At 64.8% G+C, this 18979-nt stretch carries 17 protein-coding genes and 1 pseudogene; 4 read left to right on the forward strand and 14 right to left on the reverse strand.

Annotated features, from left to right (window positions below; translation table 11 throughout):
• The coding region (locus MAXJ12_RS22505) for a thioesterase domain-containing protein (protein ID WP_139043991.1) at positions 1–960 on the forward strand (960 nt) is incomplete at its 5' end.
• 217 nt (positions 961–1177) lie between these two features.
• Positions 1178–1798, forward strand: coding sequence for a 4'-phosphopantetheinyl transferase family protein (locus MAXJ12_RS22510; RefSeq protein ID WP_008838311.1), 621 nt, complete (start codon positions 1178–1180; stop codon positions 1796–1798).
• A gap of 182 nt (positions 1799–1980) precedes the next feature.
• Here MAXJ12_RS22510 and fni read toward each other — a convergent pair whose 3' ends face one another.
• From fni to MAXJ12_RS22570, 12 genes and pseudogenes are all read right to left on the reverse strand, one after another.
• Positions 1981–3039, reverse strand: a complete 1059-nt coding sequence (gene fni, locus MAXJ12_RS22515) for a type 2 isopentenyl-diphosphate Delta-isomerase (RefSeq protein ID WP_040587427.1) — start codon at positions 3037–3039, stop codon at positions 1981–1983.
• 84 nt (positions 3040–3123) lie between these two features.
• Positions 3124–4026 (reverse strand): terpene synthase family protein, encoded by a 903-nt coding sequence (locus MAXJ12_RS22520; RefSeq protein ID WP_008838313.1) that lies wholly within the window; start codon positions 4024–4026, stop codon positions 3124–3126.
• Entirely contained in the window at positions 4023–5573 is a 1551-nt protein-coding gene (locus MAXJ12_RS22525) for a hypothetical protein (RefSeq protein WP_008838314.1), read from the reverse strand. Before MAXJ12_RS22525 ends, MAXJ12_RS22520 begins: the two co-directional genes overlap by 4 nt.
• 171 nt (positions 5574–5744) lie before the next feature.
• On the reverse strand, positions 5745–6743 hold the full coding sequence (locus tag MAXJ12_RS22530) for a polyprenyl synthetase family protein (RefSeq protein WP_040587422.1): 999 nt from the start codon (positions 6741–6743) through the stop codon (positions 5745–5747).
• 154 nt (positions 6744–6897) lie between these two features.
• Positions 6898–8241 (reverse strand): cytochrome P450, encoded by a 1344-nt coding sequence (locus MAXJ12_RS22535; protein WP_008838317.1) that lies wholly within the window; start codon positions 8239–8241, stop codon positions 6898–6900.
• A complete protein-coding gene (locus MAXJ12_RS22540; RefSeq protein WP_008838318.1) occupies positions 8241–9086 on the reverse strand; it encodes an SDR family oxidoreductase in 846 nt (281 codons plus the stop codon). The genes MAXJ12_RS22535 and MAXJ12_RS22540 overlap by 1 nt, the downstream gene beginning before the upstream one ends.
• Positions 9073–9381 carry a ferredoxin gene (locus MAXJ12_RS22545; RefSeq protein WP_008838319.1) on the reverse strand — a complete coding sequence of 103 codons (309 nt, stop codon included), beginning with the start codon at positions 9379–9381 and terminating at the stop codon, positions 9073–9075. The genes MAXJ12_RS22540 and MAXJ12_RS22545 overlap by 14 nt, the downstream gene beginning before the upstream one ends.
• Before the next feature lie 10 nt (positions 9382–9391).
• The gene (locus tag MAXJ12_RS22550; RefSeq protein ID WP_008838320.1) at positions 9392–10672 is read right to left on the reverse strand and encodes a cytochrome P450; all 1281 of its coding nucleotides are present in this window, start codon (positions 10670–10672) and stop codon (positions 9392–9394) included.
• Between the two features lie 94 nt (positions 10673–10766).
• Positions 10767–11939: a cytochrome P450 gene (locus MAXJ12_RS22555; RefSeq protein WP_244421557.1), complete on the reverse strand. Its 1173-nt coding sequence runs from the start codon at positions 11937–11939 to the stop codon at positions 10767–10769.
• Entirely contained in the window at positions 11831–12457 is a 627-nt protein-coding gene (locus MAXJ12_RS22560) for a cytochrome P450 (RefSeq protein ID WP_341872544.1), read from the reverse strand. The genes MAXJ12_RS22555 and MAXJ12_RS22560 overlap by 109 nt, the downstream gene beginning before the upstream one ends.
• Before the next feature lie 28 nt (positions 12458–12485).
• Positions 12486–12920 (reverse strand): annotated as a pseudogene (locus MAXJ12_RS39025) (ATP-grasp domain-containing protein); the annotation flags it as partial.
• A gap of 266 nt (positions 12921–13186) precedes the next feature.
• Complete coding sequence (locus MAXJ12_RS22570; protein ID WP_157999653.1) at positions 13187–13546, reverse strand: hypothetical protein; 360 nt, start codon at positions 13544–13546, stop codon at positions 13187–13189.
• Between the two features lie 444 nt (positions 13547–13990).
• Here MAXJ12_RS22570 and MAXJ12_RS22575 point away from each other — a divergent pair, with 444 nt between their 5' ends.
• Positions 13991–15076, forward strand: coding sequence for an AAA family ATPase (locus MAXJ12_RS22575; protein ID WP_008838325.1), 1086 nt, complete (start codon positions 13991–13993; stop codon positions 15074–15076).
• Positions 14982–17429: a S8 family peptidase gene (locus tag MAXJ12_RS22580; protein WP_244421556.1), complete on the forward strand. Its 2448-nt coding sequence runs from the start codon at positions 14982–14984 to the stop codon at positions 17427–17429. Before MAXJ12_RS22575 ends, MAXJ12_RS22580 begins: the two co-directional genes overlap by 95 nt.
• An 82-nt stretch (positions 17430–17511) precedes the next feature.
• Here the strand turns inward: MAXJ12_RS22580 and MAXJ12_RS22585 are convergent, their stop codons facing one another.
• Both MAXJ12_RS22585 and MAXJ12_RS22590 read right to left on the reverse strand, forming a co-directional pair.
• Positions 17512–18288 (reverse strand): sulfite exporter TauE/SafE family protein, encoded by a 777-nt coding sequence (locus MAXJ12_RS22585; RefSeq protein WP_008838327.1) that lies wholly within the window; start codon positions 18286–18288, stop codon positions 17512–17514.
• A 120-nt stretch (positions 18289–18408) separates the two neighbouring features.
• Positions 18409–18979: TCP-1/cpn60 chaperonin family protein (locus MAXJ12_RS22590; protein ID WP_008838328.1), on the reverse strand; the 571-nt coding region annotated here is incomplete at its 5' end.

The raw sequence follows: 18979 nt of genomic DNA on the forward strand, positions 1-18979 counted from the left end.
GTGCTCAGTCGAGCAGTAGATCTTGGGCTGAACTTTAGCGCCGCCGACCTCTTCCAAGCCCCTGTTCTGAAGGAACTTGCATCGAAGATTTATTTGGAGCGACAGCCCAGTACTCCGGGAGTGATTTGCGTACGACCAACCGGATCGCAGCCGCCGCTCTTCTTTGTTCCCACAGGTTTGGGCGATTGTTCCTATGTCCTCGGTTTGGCGAACGAAATGGACACAGACTGTCCCATCTACGCTCTACCATGGCCGCCTTTCAATGACGTTTGTCCACCATCTCTTGAGGCGATGGCCGCGGACATCATCGTGGCGATTAGAGAGATCCAGCCGCAGGGTCCGTATCGCTTCGCTGGATACTCATCAGGCGGAATCTTGGCTTACGCCATAGCCCAGCTCTTACTGGATCTCGATGAAGCTATATCTTTCATGGCGTTGATCGATGTTACGCTACCTGCAAACTTGACAAAGATATCATCCTTCCAATTGGTACGAGACGTGGTGCTCGATTCTTTTGAATCCTCAGATGATGAGAGCTTCGAAGTGTTGGAGCAATTTGCTGGACAAAGTTCAATCGCTCAGCTGCTCGAAAAGGCGCAGCAAATCGGGGCGATACCTCTGGATCGTGATCTCCACAATGAAGTGTTCATGTATGAAAAGATCGCCCAGTTTCACAAGGCGCTGCAGGCGTACCAAGTCCCATCCCTGCCAATTGCGATACATCAGTTTTATGCCACCGAGGCTCTCTTCAGTTCTCGAGCACGACAAGCTAAGAGTTCATTAGGCCCAGAGGCACGTTCGCCCATGCGCGGCTGGGACCGCGTCTTGAGTCGAGGGGCCATTACTGCCGTACCGATTGGAGGCGACCACGTGACGATGATCAGTGTTCTGGAAAACCGCAAAGCTCTGGCCCGAGCCATTTCTACGCCCTTAACCGGGGCCCTTGAAAAACATCCCTAGCGAACTGCTCCGACGGTTCTGGCACCCCGACCGGGTTCAGTCTCGAGACCCCGACAATACCCTGAATGTCGGAAAGTCCTGGCTTGGTGATCCAAAGATGGGAAGCGCTTCATGTGTGGTCCGCCGCCGCTGCTGATCGACGCCCGAGTCGGATTAATTCCAACGCCAAGCTACATTGGCTGAGCTTCTCATTGGACAAGCTCATAGGACCAAATGGATGGAGATTATCACGATTGATCAACAGAACATCCTCGTCGGCATTCGTCCGATAGAGCTGGCTGACGAATCGGCCTTGTACGCTTCCGAAGTTACCTCTACGGGACGCGCTGTTCCCAAAGTCCGCCGCCAAAGCGGTGCCGCAAGAGTTATTGCCCGAACACTTCTTGGGCAACTGGGATTCCCACCACTGCCGATCTTAAAGACGCGCTCTGGTGTTCCGATCTGGCCAGCCGGCATCGTCGGATCTTTGGCTCACCACGATACAGTAGCAGCCGCCGCTATTGCCGGGACGAAGAGGATTGCAGCTCTCGGCATCGACATTGAACCTAATGAACCTCTGCCGGAGAACTTGATCGAGTTGATTGCTACCCCTAACGAGCAACGCATGTACGATCTACGCCTGCTTGAACGGCGGAACCTCTTTGTTTTGAAGGAGGCTGTATATAAAGCCTATTTTCCACTGTATAATGACTTTCTTGAATTCCAGGACGTGGAAATTGATATCTCTGCGCGGTTAGGACACGTGTCGAAGGCAAATTGCACATTTTCGCTCGAGTTACTTCTTTCCAACAATGTAATCGGTTTGGCATATTCACGGCCGAGATGCGGCAGCCGGTAACTCACCGCATGGTGAGGAATCAGGAAAAGCCTCCGGCCTGTCAATCGAAGTGAGGATTTGACCCCTCCACGCATCTGCTAGTGAAATCCGGCTTTAACGGCCCTGCCAGTCGCCTATGTGAACCCTGCACCTGCTTGCACAGACGACAGGGTCATTGTCAGGGAAGACAGAGGAGGCAGACCTTAGGGTGTCATTTCGCCCTCTACCGGAACCGACGCCAACAAGCGCGCCTGACGCAACGCCGCCAGATCAGCCGAGCCGGTGCAGAAGCAGGCGACGGCCAACTGGCGGATGACGATCTCGAAATGCGCGACAACCGCCTCGGAGGACACCGTCGCCGCGCGCAGCACGCCGGCCGCCTGCCCGGCGATGTCCGCGCCCAGGCGGATGGCCTTGGCCACGTCGACGCCGTCGCGGATCCCGCCCGACGCGACCAGCTTCACCGTTGGCAGCGCCCGACGTACCGCCTGCACGCTGGCCGGGGTCGGAATCCCCCAATCGGCGAACACCATCGCCACTGCACGGTCGGCGGCATCGCGGGCGCGCTCGCCCTCCACCGCGGCCCAACTGGTGCCGCCGGCGCCGGCGACATCGATCACCGCCACGCCCGCCTCGACGAGCGCACAGGCCACCGAGGCGGACAGGCCCGACCCCACTTCCTTGGCCACGATCGGCACGCCCACGCGGCGCGCGGCGCGAGCGATCTGCGCCAGGACGCCGCGCCAGTCGCGGTCGCCCTCCGGCTGCACCGCTTCCTGCAGCGAATTGAGATGGACGATGAGTCCATCGGCCTCCAGCGCATCCACCGCCCGGCGCGCCAGGTCCAGGCCGTCGGCCTCGCGCAGTTGCGCGGCGCCGATATTGGCCAGCAAGGGAATGTCTGGGGCCAGGCGGCGCAGCGCGCGCGTCAGCCCCTGGGAGTTGCGGGATTGCAGGCTCACGCGCTGCGAACCGACGCACATGGCGATCCCCAAGGCTTGCGCTGCCTCGCTCAGATGCCGGTTGATGGCCTCGGCGCGTGGCATGCCGCCGGTCATGGAGCTGATCAGCAGCGGCGCGCGCATGGTCTTGCCCAGCAGCGAGGCGCGCAGGTCGATCTGCGTCAGGTCCAACTCGGGCAATGCGCAGTGTTCGAAACGGATGTACTCCCAGCCGGCGGCGACCGTGGCCGCCGCCGTTCGCCGATCCAGCACGATGTCCAGATGGTCCTCCTTGCGCCGGCTCAGGGCGGTGTCGCTCATGCTCGCTCCATCCGTCGCATCGGGCGACGGCGTTGCGTCGGATCGGACCGACGGCAGCGCGCGCACGCCGCCGCCTCCCGGCGTTCAGGCCGGCGCACGCTGGCCTCCCCCAGCAGCGTCGCTGCGGTAGCGGCTGGTCGAGGTCTGGTAGTACTGCGCGCGGATAGCCGCCATGGCCTCGATCAACGGTCCCCACGGCGCGGGAAAGCGTTCTTCCGCCATCACCCGGTGCAGCATGCGCGTATGGCCGGCCAGCTCATCGTTGAGGAACTCCACCACAGGCATAGCCGGATAGCGCTGCAGCAGCAGGATCGCCGCGTTGTCGGCCTCGCCGGCCGACCTTTCCTTGTCGCGTCCATGCAGATCGTTCTGCAGGCGCCCTATCGCGGAGATGAGCCGCAGGACCTGGCGAAACGCCGGACGCGCGCGCAAGGTCGCCATGTCCAGCCCCCACAGCAACGACAGGCAACAGAACACGTTCGCGTAGGCGATCGAATCGATGCCGTTGTGCAGGTACTCGGCGTAGGACCAGCGTTCCGCCCGTGCCGCCTGCGCGTGTCCGGCGCGCAGCGCCGCGCAGTAGCACCGGGTATCATCGAGAAGCTGAGCATAGTCGCGACGATCGTAGGCGAGCGCGGCCAGCGAAGCGCGCAGCACAGCGCAGCCCTCGAATCCGGGGAGCGCGCACGGCACGCCCCGCCCCAGCGCCTGCTCCACCGCGGCGAGCTGCTCCGGCGCGATCAGGCCAAGGTCGTTGCAATCGTCGAGCCAGAACAGCAGCGCCAGTTCGCGATAGAACGCCACGATCAGCGTTTCGTCCTGCGGATCGCGGCCGGTGCGGGCACTGGTGTCGCGCAGGCTCGGGTGGATGCGCTGCAGGATGTAGTGGCCGCCCCTGACCGCTTCCACGGCATGCTCGTCGGCGAACCCGGTCAGGGAACGCCCCCACTCCAGCACCTGCTGCAGCGCGCGTTCGGTCTGGATCATGGCGCCGCTCCTGCTCCCTCGGCCAGGACGCGCCGCCCCCAACGAAGCGCCAGCCACAACCCGGCGAGTTCGGCCACGCGCACGACCCGGGTGGGGCAATACAGTTCCTTGCCGATCCACAGCGGCGTCTGCGGCAATGCATGCGCCGCATGGCGGGCGAGCATCCACTCCAGCGCACGCGCCACCGCCTGCGCGATGCGCCGGCGCCCTGTCGGCTCTTCGCTCCCGTCCATCACGTGCAACGCCAACAGCGCATAGGCGGTTTCCTCGAATGTGGACGCGCGACCGGCGCCCCAGCCGCCGTCGTTGTGCTGCGCCTGCAGCAGCGCCGCCAGCGCGCGCTCGTCGCGCCACTGGGGCTTGCCTTGCGCCAGCGCAGCGACCGCATGCGCGGTGGGATACAGCCACGAAACGTGCCATTTTTCGTTGTCCCATAGACCGTGCGGGTTGCGATTGGCCTCGACGTAGGCGCTGGTGCCGGCGGCGGGCTTTCCCAACAGTCGCAACGCATGCAGGGCATGGATGTTGGTCGACACCGAGGCATTGCGCTCGCCGGGGAAGGTGACGAACAGCTCGCCGATTTCGAAATGGCGCAACGCATCGACCGCCGGGTCGCGGCCTGCAAGGCGCAGGACGCACAACGCAACGGCGGTGTCGTCCGCATCGGCCGCGAAGTGCAAGGCCGGGCCCAGACCGCGCACGCCCAGGCGGGCGCCGAGCTGCGCGACGATCACGCGCACCGCCTCGGCGAGCGCGGGATGCGCGAACAGCCCGGCCAGATGCAGGGTGTACAGCGACCAGCATGGCTCGAACACATTGATCGGCCAGACGTTGGGAACGACACCTTCGATGCCGCAGCGCGTCGCCCGCGATGCCGCCCGCAGATACGCGTCGGCGCGCCCGACCTGCGGCGTGCTCCCCTGTGTCACGGCGTGCGCACGCCACGCGGCGGTGGCCGCCGGACTGATGCCGATGCTGCCGTCGTCATCCGGGCATGCGGTGGTCGGCGACGTCCCCCAGGCTTCCCAGGAGTGCAGCAACGGATGGCCGCTCGGCAACATCGCCACCGCCCCCAGCTTGACCAGGCACGCTTGCCGCAACGGCAACAGCGCCGGGTGGCGCGGAAACGCCACGCCGCCCAGCAAGGATGCGACCTTGCCGCACAACTGCGGCAGGATCAGCTCCGCGCCGATCGGCGCGTCTTCCGGCACTGCATGCGCGTAGGGATCGGGCTGGCGCTCGAGGAACCGGGTTGCAGCCTGAACTGCGTCGGCAGCGCCGGGAATAGGATCGGCACGCTGCAATGCCAGCAACGCCGCCCACGTGGGCGCATGGCGAAACAGCGGGAAGTCCGCGCTTCCCCATCCGCCATCGGCCTGTTGCTGCGCGATGAGCCACGCGTATGCGTCCTGCCGACCGGTGACGTTGCCGTGGAACTGCAGAGCTCGCGCCGTGTCGTAGACGGACGGACCGACGCTGCCGCCGTCGCTCATCTCGCTCAGCAGGTGGCGCAATTCGGAAAGGATCTGTTCGGACAGCGCGTTCACGCGGGATGTTCCTTCTGCAGACGGTTGACGAGAACCAGGATCGGGCAGACACCGCGCACGTCGCGGCCGTGCTGGGCAACCGCTGCGATCGGCGCCGCGGACTCGGACACAGTGCAGCTGCCGCCGGCCGATCGCAGCGGCACAGGGGCAACTCCATGCGGACGGGCGCGCTCATGCGGATGGCGCGTGCTTGAACAGATACGCGTTGGCCCGCTGCAGCATCTGCGCCAACCGTTCCGCACGCGGCCCCAGCGGGGCGATGGCCTCCCCGGCGTCGCGCAACAGATCCAGCGCGAACTGGCGCGCTGCCTGCAGCCCCATGATCGACGCGCAGGTCGGCTTCTGCGCCGCCGCGTCCTTGCCGGGAGTCTTGCCCAGCGTCGCGGTATCCGCTGTCGCGTCGAGAATGTCGTCGACCACCTGCAACGCCAGGCCGAAACAGGCGCTGTAGCGATCGAGCGCACAGTACAGCGCAGCGTGCGCGGCATTCTCCGCGATGGCGCATAGCGCGCCCATGCGAACGGACGCGCGCACTAGCGCTCCGCTCTTCATCCGGTGCATCGCCACGATCCTGTCCAGCTCGACGTGCTTTCCGACCAGCGACAGATCCATGGCCTGCCCGCCTGCGGCACCCTCGGCGGACACCGCCTGCGCCAGTTCGCGCACGAGCGCGATACGGTTGTCGCCCGGCGCATCCAGGCTCGCCAGGGTCAGGAAGGCGTGCGCCTGCAGCGCATCGCCGACCAGGATCGCAGTGGCTTCGCCGAACTTGACGTGCACGGTCGGAAGGCCGCGGCGAAGCACGTCGTCGTCCATCGCGGGCAGGTCGTCGTGGACCAGGGTACAGGCGTGCATCATCTCGATGGCGGCGCCGACGTCGTCGAGCATGTGCGCCTGCGTGTCGGCCAGTGCGCCGGCAGCCAGACAGAGCAAGGCGCGGGTGCGCTTCCCGCCATGCAAGGTGGCGTAGCGCATCGCCGCCATCAGCTCGGTCTCACCGTCGTCTTCGGCGCAGAAAAGACGCGCCAGCGCCTGTTCGACCCGCTTTGCGCCGTCCTGCATCCAGATCTCCGGCAGCAGCCTGCCGGATGCGCCGCGCGCCTGCGCGCCCAATCCGCCGAGCGCGGAAACGCCAGTTCGGTCGTTGTGTAGCGTGGAACCGGTCTGCATGTTGTTCATGTCCTTGAACCTGACAGGAGACGGCCACGGCGAGCGGCGAGCCGCCGCGGTGTTGCCGGCGTCGCACCGAGCGCGCGCGCCGAGTGCAGCAATGCCGCGCGTCGCCGGCGCCGCTGCCTCGCCACACGGGGCATGCGATGCCAGCTCATGAGAATCCGATGCGGATTGTCATGGACGGATGTGCGGTCGGGTAATAGCGCCGGCCTTTTTCGACGCCGCTCAGCAACCGCGGCCGCACCCCGGCCTTGTGCATGGTCAGCGCCAAGGCGATGGAGAACTGCACCAGTTCCAGCCATACCAGGTGGTAGCAGATGCAGCCGTGTGGGCCGGTACCGAACTGCAGCATGTCCACCGGCCGGATCGGCTCCGTGCGTTGCAGCCACCGCGCCAGGCGGAACTGATCAGGCGCTTCGTGCAGCAGCGCCGAGGTCGAGAAATGCAGCAGCGGGATGCACAGATGGGTGCCCGCGGGAATGCGCCGTTGGCCGAGTTGCAATTCCTGCAGCGCGCGACGCGGCAGGAGCGTGGTCGCCGGATGCACGCGCAGCGTCTCGCGAAACAGCGCCTCGGCGACCGGACACTGCGCCAGGTCCACGTGCCGGGTCGGCACCGCGCCCACGCGTTGCGCCTCCTCGACCAGGGCGTCCCACAGCACAGGCTGCCGCGCCAGCTCGATCACCATCCAGGCCATCGTCGAGGCGGTGGTGTCGTGACCGGCAAGCAGCAGCAAGCGGATATTGGCGACCAGGACGTCATCGCAGAGCGCATCGTCGCTGCGATCGAAGGCGCTCACCATGTCGTTGATCAACCCGGTGCGCGCGGCATGCGCGCGTGCGTCGCGGACGAACTGGCGCAACTGCGCGTCGATCCAGTCGCGGGCGGCGCGGCCGCGCCGCAAGGGCAGTCCGGGCAGGTCGACCGGGGGCGCGACGATCAACTGCAGCAGTTGCCGGTACTTGCGATGCCATCCCGGCAGGTCCTGCGCGGGGATTCCCATGAGGCTGAAGATCAGCTTGAGCATCAGGTCGCCGGTTTCGCGCAGGATGGTTACGTCGCCGCGGTCGCGCCACGCCTGCACCCGCGCCCGGATGACGGGCGCGAACAGGTCGCCGATGCCGGCCTGGGTCAGCCCCTTGGGCAGGAACGCCGCCTTGATCGCATCGCGCGCCTGCCGGTGCGCGCCGCCGTCCTGGGCGACCAACGTTCCGCCAAGCAATTCGGGCGCGATCTCTTCGATCAGCGCCGAGGACACGTCCTTGTGCCGGAGCAGAGCGAACGCATCCGGATCCACGCAGGTCATCAGGTGTCCGGCAGGGCCGAAATCCAGCCAGAAGTGGCTGCCCAGCGTCCGTTCCGCGCGCCGCAGCAGGCGCGGCAGGTCGCAGACGATGGCGGGAAGATGCCCGACCAGGGGGAAAGCGCCGGGCATGACCGGGATGTCGTACCGCAGCCGGTGCCGACGGTTCAGCGGGTTGAGCAGCATGTCCATCAGCAGCGCGGCGCCGCGGCCGCTTCGGCGGTGTCGCCGGCAGGCCGCGCGGCGCGGCCGTTGCCACCGTCGGCGTACGTCGGCACATGCGCCAGCATGCCGCCGTCGATGCACACGACCTGGCCGGTGATGAACGCAGCATCGTCGCAGAGCAGGAACGCCACCAGCGCGGCCACGTCCTCGGGGCGGCCGACGCGCGGCAGGAGCTGGTGCCGGCGCAGATGCCGTTGCATGCACTCGTCCAGCTTGGTGAGGAGACGCTCGGTCATGATGAGACCCGGCGCAACCGCGTTGCAGCGGATCTGCGCATGACCGTACTGGGTGGCGAGCGAGGCCGACAGCATGTTCATCGCCGCCTTCGACGCGGCGTAGGACGTCTGCGCGGTGTCACCGCTGAGCCCCTGGCACGACGACATGTTGACGATCGCGCCACCGCCGCGGGCGATCATCCGTGGGATGGCCTGCCGGCAGCAGAGCAGCGTGCCGCGCAGATTGGTCGCCATGGTCTGATCCCAGACCGCCAGGTCCAGGTCGAGGATCGCGCGGTCGCGCGGGGTCAGATGCATGGCGCTCGCGTTGTTCACCAGCAGGTCGACCCCACCGAAGTGCCGCTCCGCCGTCTCGAACAGCGCCGCCACCGCCTGCGCATCGGCGATGTCCATGGCCAGGGCCAGAGCGTGGCCCGCTTCGGCCGCGATCTGCGAGGTGCAGGCGATGGCCGCCGAGCCATCAATGTCGGCCACCACCACTTTGCCGCCCTCGCGCGCGATGGCGAGGGCGCATGCCTTGCCGATGCCGGCGCCGGCGCCGGTCACCACGGCCACCTTGCCTTCAAACCGTCCCATCGTGTCCTCCTGGATTGCATTGGTCTTTCGCGGCATGCCGCTCGGCCTCCGCCGGAGAAGGCACAGGGTCGGCGCTGGCGCGCTCGTCATCGCCAGCGCCGCTTTCGATGACCCGAATGGCGGCGACCGGGCACGGGCTGGCCGCGAGCCGCACGGCGGCGTGCAGCGCCTGCGGGACCGTTGCCACGCACACTTCGGCCACGCCGTCCGGTTCGCGCTGGCGAAAGATGCCCGGCAGCGTCAGCACGCACTGCCCGGTGGTTCCGCACAGATCCTGGTCGACCACGACGCGCATCTCAGCCCCCCTACGCATCCAGCCGCACCGGCAGCGCGCGGAACGTCCTAAGGAACGCGGAGGGCTCCCGGGTCGGCTGCTCGGCCAATACCAGCGTGGGGAAGCGCGCCTGGATCCGCGGCAGGCTCTCGGCCAACTGCACCCGGGCCAGTTGCGCACCGAGGCAGAAGTGGATGCCGTGGCCGAAGCTCAGCATGATCTTCCCGTCGGTCGACATGCCAGGACTGGTGCCGTAGAACCGCGCGGGATCGAAGCGGTCGGGATCGGCGAAGGCGTCCGGGTCGCGATTGCCGGCCGCGATCAGCACGCGTACGTCCGCGTTCTTCGGGATCACCACGCCGCCCAGTTCGATGTCGCGCTGGGCGATACGCGGAATGGAGCTGAACATGGCGGGCGCGTCGCAGCGCAGGACTTCTTCGACGAATGCCTTCACCCCCACGGTGTCTCCCTGCAGCCAGTGCCGCTGTTCGGGATACGCCAGCATCGCCAAGACCGCATGGTCGATGGTCGCAGCAGTGGTGGCGAAGCCGCCCAGCAGCATGCCCCACAGCATGCTGATCAACTCCGCATCCGACAGCGTGTCGGCATCGTCGTCGTGTGCGCCGACCAGCATCGACACGATGTCGTGGCGCGGATCGGTGCGCTTGCGCTGTATGAGGTCGCCGAAGTAGGCCTGCACCCTGGCGCTGGCCGCGTCCGCCGCGGCGAGCTGGGGATCGCTGGCGTGCGGGCTCAGGCCTTCCAGAATGGCGCCGATGCCGGCGGCGAGCCCGAACGTGTCGTCCTGGGGCATGCCGAACAGTTCGGCGAAGACCAGCACGGGCAAGGCCAGCGCGAATTCCCGATGCAGGTCCACCGTCTCCCCGCGCTCCAGCGCGGGCGCCATGCCGTCCAGGCGCGCTGCGACGATGCGCGCGATGGCCGGCCGCAGGTTGTCGATCTGGCGCATGGTGAAATCGCGCGAGATCAGCCGGCGCAGACGCGTATGCGTCGGTGGTTCCTTCATGGCTAGCGTGGACGCCAGCAGATTGAGCGACAGGCTGGTCGCCGCACGCGGGAAATAGCGCGCCAGTTCGCCCGGCGCCGGTCCCCGAAACGCATCGCCCGTGGCCTTGAGCGCCCAGTAGATGTCGGCGTGGCGGCTCAACAGAAAGAGGCCCGACGCCGCGCGATGCACCGGATCGTGCTCGCGCAACCACCGCATGAACGGATACGGGTCGTGGATGCACGCTGGCGACGCCAGTTCGGCGAAGGCGTCCCGGCATGCTGCCGTGGTTTCCTGCACGTCCATCTTGGTTACCTGTTGGCTGGCTGATCTGACCGGCGCGCGCCAGGCGCGCCGGCAAATTGCGGAGAAGATCGCGATTCCCGACGGCGTCCGCGCATCACCAGAGCACCGGGAACTCCTCGAACCCGCCAGTGATGATCTCCTTGCGCAACTTCAGTTCTTCGGGCGCCACGGCCAGGCGCAGCGCGGGAAAGCGCTGGAAGATCGAACCGAACACCACCTTGAGTTCTAGCCTGGCCAGCGCCGCGCCGATGCAGGTGTGCGGCCCGTAGGAGAACGCCATGTGCGGCTTTTCGGCGCGCCCGATGTCGAAGATTTCCGGGTCGTCGAAATGGCGTGGATCGAACGACGTCGCCGGCAGACCGACCAGCACCTTGCTCTCCGCGGGAATATGCACGCCCGCGATGGTCACGTCGGTCCTCGGATAGCGCATGATGCCGTCCCAGCCCGCGCCCGGCGGGTACATGCGCAGGATTTCCTCCACCGCCTTGTCCACCAGGGATGGATCGCCGACCAGGCGTTCGCGCTGTTGCGGATGGCGGAACATGGCCAGCAGGCCGAATTCGATCTGCGCGACGGTGCTCTCGTGCCCCGCCACCAGCATGCCCGCCGCCAGGCCGATCGCCTCTTCCTCGGTCGCCTTGCCCTGGTCGACCGCCGCGAGCAGATCCGTCAGCAGGTTGTCGCCCGGATCCTGGCGCTTGTCCCGCATCTTGCCGCGAATGTAGGCGCGCAGTTCTTCCCAGGCCAGGCGCGACGCGCTGCGCGGGCCGCTTTCATGCTGGTGCGTCATCACCTCGTCGGACAGCCCGGCGAAAAAGGCGTGTTCCTCGTAGAGCACGCCCATCAGCGCGCTGATGACCATGGCCGGAAGCGGAAAGGAGAGGTGGCGCCGCAGGTCGGCGGGCTGGGGCTGGGCCGCCAGCGTCTCGAACAACTGCGCGGCGATCGCCTCGACCTGCTGCGCGAGCAGCTTCACCCTGCGGTTGCTGAAGGCCGGCGCCACGATCGTGCGTAACCGGGCATGCTCGCCCCCCTCATGCGAGACCAGCCACCCCGGCGAACCGAGAATCACCGAATCCGGTGTGAATGCAGCCGGCGGCATTCCCGCGGGCCGGAACGCCGCGTCGGACAGCACCGCCTTGGCCTCGTCGTAGCCTGTCACCCACCAGCCTTCGTGCCCGGACGGGAAGCGCACGCGGTGGATCGGACCGTTGGCGCGTAGCGCCAACATCTCGGGCGAGGGCTCGATGTGATCGACGCGCCACATCGGCAGCGTCGGCAAGGGTTGTTCGGACATGGTGGCACTTGGCTCTCTAAGCGACGGAAGGGCGGAAGGTGACCGGCAGGCGCTGCGGGCAGCGAATGACGTAAGACGGCATGTAGACGACGTCCTCCGCGGCGATGGTCAAAGCCAGATCCTCCAGCCGCACGAACAGCGCGGGGAAGGCGCAGCGCAATTCCAGGCGCGCCAGCGCAGCGCCCCAGGCAGAAATGCGGCCCCTGGCCGAACGACAGGTGCAGGTTGTGCCGCCGGGTGATATCGAACCTGTCGGCGCCGGGACCGAAGGCCTTTTCGTCCCGGTTCGCCGCATGGAACGCCATCAGGACGGCATCGCCGCGGCGGACCGCGCATCCGTCGATCTCTGCGTCCTGGGTGGCATAGCGGAACGGCAGATTGGCCACGGTGCTGCCCCAGCGCAGGATCTCCTCGATCGCCTGCGACCACGGAACTTGGCCGCTGCGCACCCGGTGCAGTTGCTGCGGATGCGTCAGCGATGCCAGCACGCCATTGCCGATGACGCCGGTGGTGGTCGATCTCCGCAGCCGAGCTTTCTACCTCCGCCGCATTCGTTGCCAACCGATAAGCAGGTATTGGAACGCCGGCCTGCGCGAGGAACTGGCGTTGATTGAATTTGTCGCAGCTTCGTTCAATCGATTCAGGGTTCGGTCCCGGTAGATCGAAATGCCGGCAAAGCCTGCCGACTGTCGCATAGACCGACTCGTGGTCCCCCGCAAAGCCAGTAATGCCAGCAATGTCATGGGTCGCACGCAGCCGGGAACATTCGCGGATCAACGCATCGAGATTGTCAACATCGACACGGATTGCCTCAACGTTTTCCGCCGCAAGATAGTCGTACCGAGCTGGATCAGCCGTCAGAATAATTGGATGAAGATCAAGACACTGAGCCGCTTGGAGCAGACCAGTACCCCTATGACCTTCAACCAAGATGAGCGCTCTTCTTACCATTGCTGTTAACCCGCTGTCGCGTGCTGTGCGGCGGCCCGAAGGTAGTCGGCATCACTTTTGTTGGCCGTGCCGGACCTCAGACTTGCGGTCAACGTATCATTGTCAACGACTGGCGGTCGTGAAGACCTTGTAAATTTATTTGAAGGATTTGTTACAGCGTTTTGATTGCCAGCGGTGTCGTATAGAGCGTCTCAACGAACGTCGGAGGCTTGCCCCCGTTCAAGCGAGGTTAGGTGTGATTGGTGTGTGATATTATGGGCCTACAATCAAAGTCTGCTAGCGCCTAAAGGCTTCTTCCTTGCCGTGAGCTTGCGCTTCACGCCGGAGCGCGGCTCTTCGCTGAGCGCTACCTCCAAACTCATTCCACGAAGCGGCAGGCAGACGGGCCCCTCGACGCTCTCGACAGGAACCTGCGCGAGCACCTGCAGTTCGAGATCAAGCCTCAGCATGACCGTTGTCTGGCCACTGCTCAACTCCGCACACAACACCAACTGCCGCTGGCATCGCTCTGCCACATCAATTATTGCAATCGCAACTATCCCGGAGGCACGGAGGCGCTGGTCGAAGCCTGCAAGCCCGTGCTCGAGCACGAGAGCGGCGTGCAAGGCTATCAGCACATCGTTCAAGTTCGACACGGTCGACGGTTGCGGTGCCACGAGTGTGCGCAAATTCGCACCCGAAACCGACATTCTTGAGGGACGCTCGGCCGAGCAGTGGCGACAGGACGCGTTTGGACAGGTCGATGCCTGGTTGCGGGCGTTGGGCTTGAGAGGCCGATGTCGGGCAACGGGATGCGAGCGTTTAACGCGGGATTTCGAGGGGCTACCGGCATGGGCGTGTCTGATCGGTGCGCACCATCATCCCCTCCGACAGCTTTCCGCTTCCCATTGAAGTCTTTTTTGCAGGTTATCCCTTGCCGGAAAGGTGGGTCGGCTCCGGCGAGGTCCGGCAATAAGGCGGTTGAACGTGCTTGGAACGGGTGTCGCGCTCTTCCATTAACTTTTTAGACATATAAACTCCTTTGCAGGTGATTTGGTGCGATCACATGGAGCTCTGGAAGGCGAAGTAGCATGGCATCGGCACAGCAACTTATAGGCCTCGTCAAGAGTCATGCCGAAGGTGACGAAGAACGCTTCTTCGATCTCGCCATGCAGCTTGCTGCCGCGGAGAGCCAAAAAGGACACACCAGGCTTGCCGAGCAGCTCAGGCAATGGGCTGAAGCGAGTCGGACTCCGCAGAAGCCTGCTACTGCAAAGCCAACGCCGTTGGCAGCGCCTCGAGGCGACCTCGCAGGCTTCCTCGACGCCAGTTACCCCTCGACGCGGCTCCAGGACGTCATTCTTCCGTTTCACCTAGAGGACGAGCTAGCCCATATCGTCACCGAAACGCGCTTGCGCGAGCGGCTGGAGGAAAAGGGGTTGCGGCCGCGCCGGCGACTATTGCTGGCTGGGCCTCCAGGAACGGGGAAAACCCTAAGCGCTGCCGCGCTTGCCGGCGAACTGCGGTTCCCGCTCTTTACCGTGCTGCTCCATGGGCTGATCACGAAATTCATGGGCGAAACCGCCCAAAAGTTGCGCATGATTTTCGATGCGGTTCGAACCACGCGGGGCGTGTACCTGTTCGACGAGATCGATGCGCTTGCCGCGGCGCGGGGAGCTGAGAACGATGTTGGTGAAGCCCGCCGTATCCTGAACTCTTTCCTGCAGTTCCTGGATGAAGACACAGGCCCATCGATTGTTGTCGCGACTACGAACCTTCCGCAAATTCTCGATCGAGCCGTCCTGCGTCGCTTCGACCTCGTTCTGCCGTACGAGATGCCAACTGGTTCAGCGATTGAGAAGGCGCTGCGCCGGCGGTTGAGCGGCTTTGAGGCGAACGCTGTCGACTGGCGCGATGTCACACATCACGCCGAAGGCTTATCGACCGCCGACGTTGTTGCCGCAGCGGAAGACGCCGCAAGAAGAACGGTATTGGCAAATCAGGACCGCATCGAGACCACAGCCCTCATCGCCTCCCTGGACCGACGCCGCTCGCTACATGGAATAGGGGGAATGGCTGGGGATGCCGAGGGACCGCGAACACTTCATCCTGCAGGGTCGCGGAAGAGCGCAGGTCTTCAAAGCCAAAGGCGGCGGGTCGCCAAAAAGGCCAAGTGACGTTGCCGATCGGGCGGCCCATGCACATGCTCTCCTCCAGGCGCTTGACCATCTTTCCAATGTAGCAGCCGTCAACCGGCCCGGCCTTTATCTCGAGGTGAAAGGACGCCCGGGAGAGGTGATGGCGACGTCTGGCCTCAATGCCAGCGGCCTCACACTCCTCAGTGTCGAGCCAGCCACTGCGAACGAGCAACCTAGTCGCGCCACCGTCTTCGCCTCCCAGAACGGCATCAGCAAGCTCCGTCAAAAGATCGAAGACTTTCGGGAGAAGAACCGGACGAAAAAGGACGGGTCGGAAGGCCGACCCTTTCATGCCGACCTCGTGCAGAGCATCGGTGCGATTGTCGAGGCCGGCTTGCGGGCGTTGTGGCGCAGCCCCAATCAAAAATTTCCCGAAGGAGACGGCGCGAGGCCTTGGGAAATCTGGCTCGACAAGGCAACGGCTGTCCAGTTCATTGCAGGCGCTCCTGAATATGGCGTCGTCATCAGCACCGACCGCCTCGAATTCCCCGAAGATATCGTTGTGATCGGAACGTCGACTGGCGAGGCAATGGCCTTGGCCGTGCGTCGGCTGGGTGGGGTCCGGGCGCTCGCAGCGCCGACCGTTACGGCCGACTATTTCGATGCACTCGAGATCGAGGAGCAAGTGGATTGGCTGGATGACGTCGTGGGCAGGACGACGTTCCACGACGGTGCTGACATCAACTACGTCACATTGCTCGATCGCGGCGTCAGCAGGGCGCATCCGCTAATCGCTCCGGCCCTCGCCGTTGCTGACCGTCATGCGGCTGATTCGGCGTGGGGCTTTGAGGACCACGTTGGTCACGGTACGCAGCTGGCCGGCCTAGCCCTGTTCGGGGATCTAACGGCCGCGTTGCAGACGATGAACCCCATCCATGTGCGTCATCGGCTGGAGTCCGCTAAGATCATCCCGGACGCGGGCCACAATCCGCACCATCTGCTTGGGGCGGTTACGCGCGATGGCATCAATGCTGCAGAGGTGACCGGCGACCGTCGGCGGACATTTACGATGGCGAGCACCACCGAGGATGATACGCCCCACGATGGCGCCCCCACGTCCTGGTCAAGCGAGATCGACCAGCTGACCTCCGGTGTTTCCGGCGAGAAGAAGATTAAGCGGTTGCTCCTGGTGTCGGCCGGCAACACCAATCAGGACCAATTCGCGAACGACGACTATCTTACTGTCTGCGATTACCCGGACCACGAAGTGGAATCGCCGGCCCATGCCTGGAACGCGATTTGTGTAGGAGCATACACCGAGAAAAATGTGCTGCCGGCGGGCGAGTTTGGCGCGCCGCTAGCGCCGGTCGGCGACCTCGCACCATCATCGCGGACGGCAAGCTGGTCATCGCATTGGCCGCTCAAACCCGACATCGTTTTCGAGGGTGGCAATTGGCTGGTTGACGGTGCCCCTCCACCGATGAAGCATCCTGCGCTGTCGCTCCTCACCACCGATCATCAGTTCCCGCAGCGGGCCTTCACCACCACCGGTGAGACGAGCGGCGCCACAGCGCTGGCGGCGCGCGCCGTGACCGAGCTTTGGTCTGACTATCCCGACCTTTGGCCCGAAACCGTCCGCGCCCTGTTCGTGTCGTCCGCACGCTGGACCCCTCAGATGAGGAGCCATTTGCCGGTCAACCCTGCCAAGGGAGACTATGCGCCGCTGTTCAAGCGCTATGGCTATGGGGTTCCGGACCTGAAGCGCGCGCGTCGCAGCGCTTCCAATGCGCTGACCCTTGTGGTGCAGGACACGATTACGCCTTACCGAAAGGCGGACAAATCCTCCCCGCAGCACGTTCATAATGAGATGAAGGTATTCCAGTTGCCGTGGCCGGTCGCGGAATTGCGCAAATTGGTTGATGCGCCCGCGAGCCTGCGCGTTGCGCTGAGTACATTCATCGAACCGAACCCGTCCGAACCGGCAAGAGGTTCGAAGTTCCGATACGCCTCACACAATCTGCGCTTTAAGCTGAACCGGCCGAACGAGAGCGGGGCCACGTTCCTTGCACGTATCAGCAAGACCGCCGAACAACCCGATGAACCGATCCTTGAGGAAGATGACAAGTGGACGTTCGGCCGCAACCGACGGGATGTAGGGTCGCTGCACATCGACGAATTAGTGTGCCCGGCATCCGACTTGGCGCGCCGCAACTTGATCGCGGTGCATCCTGTCGCCGGCTGGTGGAAGACCAAGACTATCCCCGATCCGGAAAATCGCAATGCTCGCTTTGCCCTGATCGTGGAGATCGATGCTGGCGAGACGAACGCGGAGCTCTACGCGGAAGTCCAGGCCATGATCGAGAACCTTAATGTGATTGCCACTTCCGTCTGACCCTTGCTGCGCCGCTGGAGTGCTGAAGTAGTGGCTCTTCAGAGAAAAGCGAAGCCTTGGAAGGGCAGTCCGCTTGCTCAGGTTAAACGAATCCCAGTTGTTGGGCGGTCTGGAACAAAGCGAGCAGCATGATCAGGAAACCGACGAGGCGCAGAAGCGTCTGCTCGCGGATCGCCTTGACCATAAATCCGGCAAGCGGCGCGGCGACTATGCCGCCCACGATCAGCCCCAGCACCGAGCTTGCATGCGTCGACAGCGCTCCCGCTTCCTGCCAATGCCCGGTGACGAGCGCGACGATGAAGGTGATGGACACTGCGAGCGTGATCAGAAATTCGGCGGCATTGACGGTGCCGATCACGTAGCGGGGCGGCGCGCCGGCGCCAAGAAGGCCAGTCACGACCATCGGACCCCATCCGCCGCCGCCGGCCGCGTCGAGGAATCCGCCGACGGTGCCCAGCGGCGCCACCAGGCGGGTGGGAACCGGATTGGTGGGCATCTTGCGGAACGACCGGACGAACAGCCAGAGCCCGATTGTGGCGAGGTAAGTCGTGACGTAGGGTTTTACCATGTCGCCGTCGAAGGAGGTCAGCACGAAGGCGCCGAGGCAGCCGCCGAGGATGCCGAACGGTGCAAGCCGCCAGAACAGCTTCCAGTCGATATTGCGGTGGTAATGGTGCGCCGTGCCCGATGCGGCCGTGGTGAACACTTCCGCCGCGTGCACCGCGGCCGAAGCCTGCGCCGGCGGGACGCCGAAAGAGAGCAGAACCGTGGAGGAGATCGCGCCATAGGCCATGCCGAGCGCGCCGTCGACCGCCTGGGCGAGAAAGCCGACTATGGCGAACAGAATGAATTCAGTCATTGGTGTCCGCCGTGAAGTGCGCCGCATGCAGGCCTGTGGATCGGGCAGCCGGCTTGGATCCGCGCCAGAGAAAAGGGCGGCATCGCTACCGCCCTTCGAGATTGTTTAGACGCGTGGACCTTAAAAATCCATGCCACCCATTCCGCCCATGCCGCCGCCGGGCATACCACCCGGCATGCCGCCAGCGGACTCCTTCTTCGGAGACTCGGCGATCATGGCTTCGGTGGTGACCAGCAGGCCGGCGACCGAGGCCGCGTCCTGGAGAGCCGTGCGCACGACCTTCATCGGATCGACGATGCCCATGGCGATCATGTCGCCATATTCGCCGGTCTGGGCGTTGAAGCCGAATGTCGCGCCCTCGTTGTCGAGGATCTTGCCGGCGACGATCGAGGCCTCGGCCCCGGCGTTGGCGGAGATCTGGCGGGCCGGAGCCTGCAGGGCGGGGCGGACGATGGCGATGCCCGCCGTCTGATCGGCATTGGCGCTGGTGACGGTGATGGCCAGCGAAGCGCGCAGCAGCGCGACGCCGCCACCGGGAACGATGCCTTCTTCAACGGCTGCACGCGTGGCGTTCAGCGCGTCGTCGACGCGGTCCTTCTTTTCCTTGACTTCGATCTCGGTCGCACCGCCGACGCGGATGACGGCGACACCGCCGGCCAGCTTGGCGAGACGCTCCTGCAGCTTCTCCTTG

Source organism: Mesorhizobium alhagi CCNWXJ12-2 (assembly GCF_000236565.1).
Taxonomy (GTDB): Bacteria; Pseudomonadota; Alphaproteobacteria; order Rhizobiales; family Rhizobiaceae; genus Allomesorhizobium; species Allomesorhizobium alhagi.

Coding starts and splice junctions, on each gene's coding strand:
- MAXJ12_RS22510 (WP_008838311.1), top strand. CDS start 1,178: ATGGAGATTATCACGATTGATCAACAGAACATCCTCGTCGGCATTCGT.
- fni (WP_040587427.1), bottom strand. CDS start 3,039: ATGAGCGACACCGCCCTGAGCCGGCGCAAGGAGGACCATCTGGACATC.
- MAXJ12_RS22520 (WP_008838313.1), bottom strand. CDS start 4,026: ATGATCCAGACCGAACGCGCGCTGCAGCAGGTGCTGGAGTGGGGGCGT.
- MAXJ12_RS22530 (WP_040587422.1), bottom strand. CDS start 6,743: ATGCAGACCGGTTCCACGCTACACAACGACCGAACTGGCGTTTCCGCG.
- MAXJ12_RS22535 (WP_008838317.1), bottom strand. CDS start 8,241: ATGGACATGCTGCTCAACCCGCTGAACCGTCGGCACCGGCTGCGGTAC.
- MAXJ12_RS22540 (WP_008838318.1), bottom strand. CDS start 9,086: ATGGGACGGTTTGAAGGCAAGGTGGCCGTGGTGACCGGCGCCGGCGCC.
- MAXJ12_RS22545 (WP_008838319.1), bottom strand. CDS start 9,381: ATGCGCGTCGTGGTCGACCAGGATCTGTGCGGAACCACCGGGCAGTGC.
- MAXJ12_RS22550 (WP_008838320.1), bottom strand. CDS start 10,672: ATGGACGTGCAGGAAACCACGGCAGCATGCCGGGACGCCTTCGCCGAA.
- MAXJ12_RS22555 (WP_244421557.1), bottom strand. CDS start 11,939: ATGTGGCGCGTCGATCACATCGAGCCCTCGCCCGAGATGTTGGCGCTA.
- MAXJ12_RS22575 (WP_008838325.1), top strand. CDS start 13,991: ATGGCATCGGCACAGCAACTTATAGGCCTCGTCAAGAGTCATGCCGAA.
- MAXJ12_RS22580 (WP_244421556.1), top strand. CDS start 14,982: ATGCCGAGGGACCGCGAACACTTCATCCTGCAGGGTCGCGGAAGAGCG.
- MAXJ12_RS22585 (WP_008838327.1), bottom strand. CDS start 18,288: ATGACTGAATTCATTCTGTTCGCCATAGTCGGCTTTCTCGCCCAGGCG.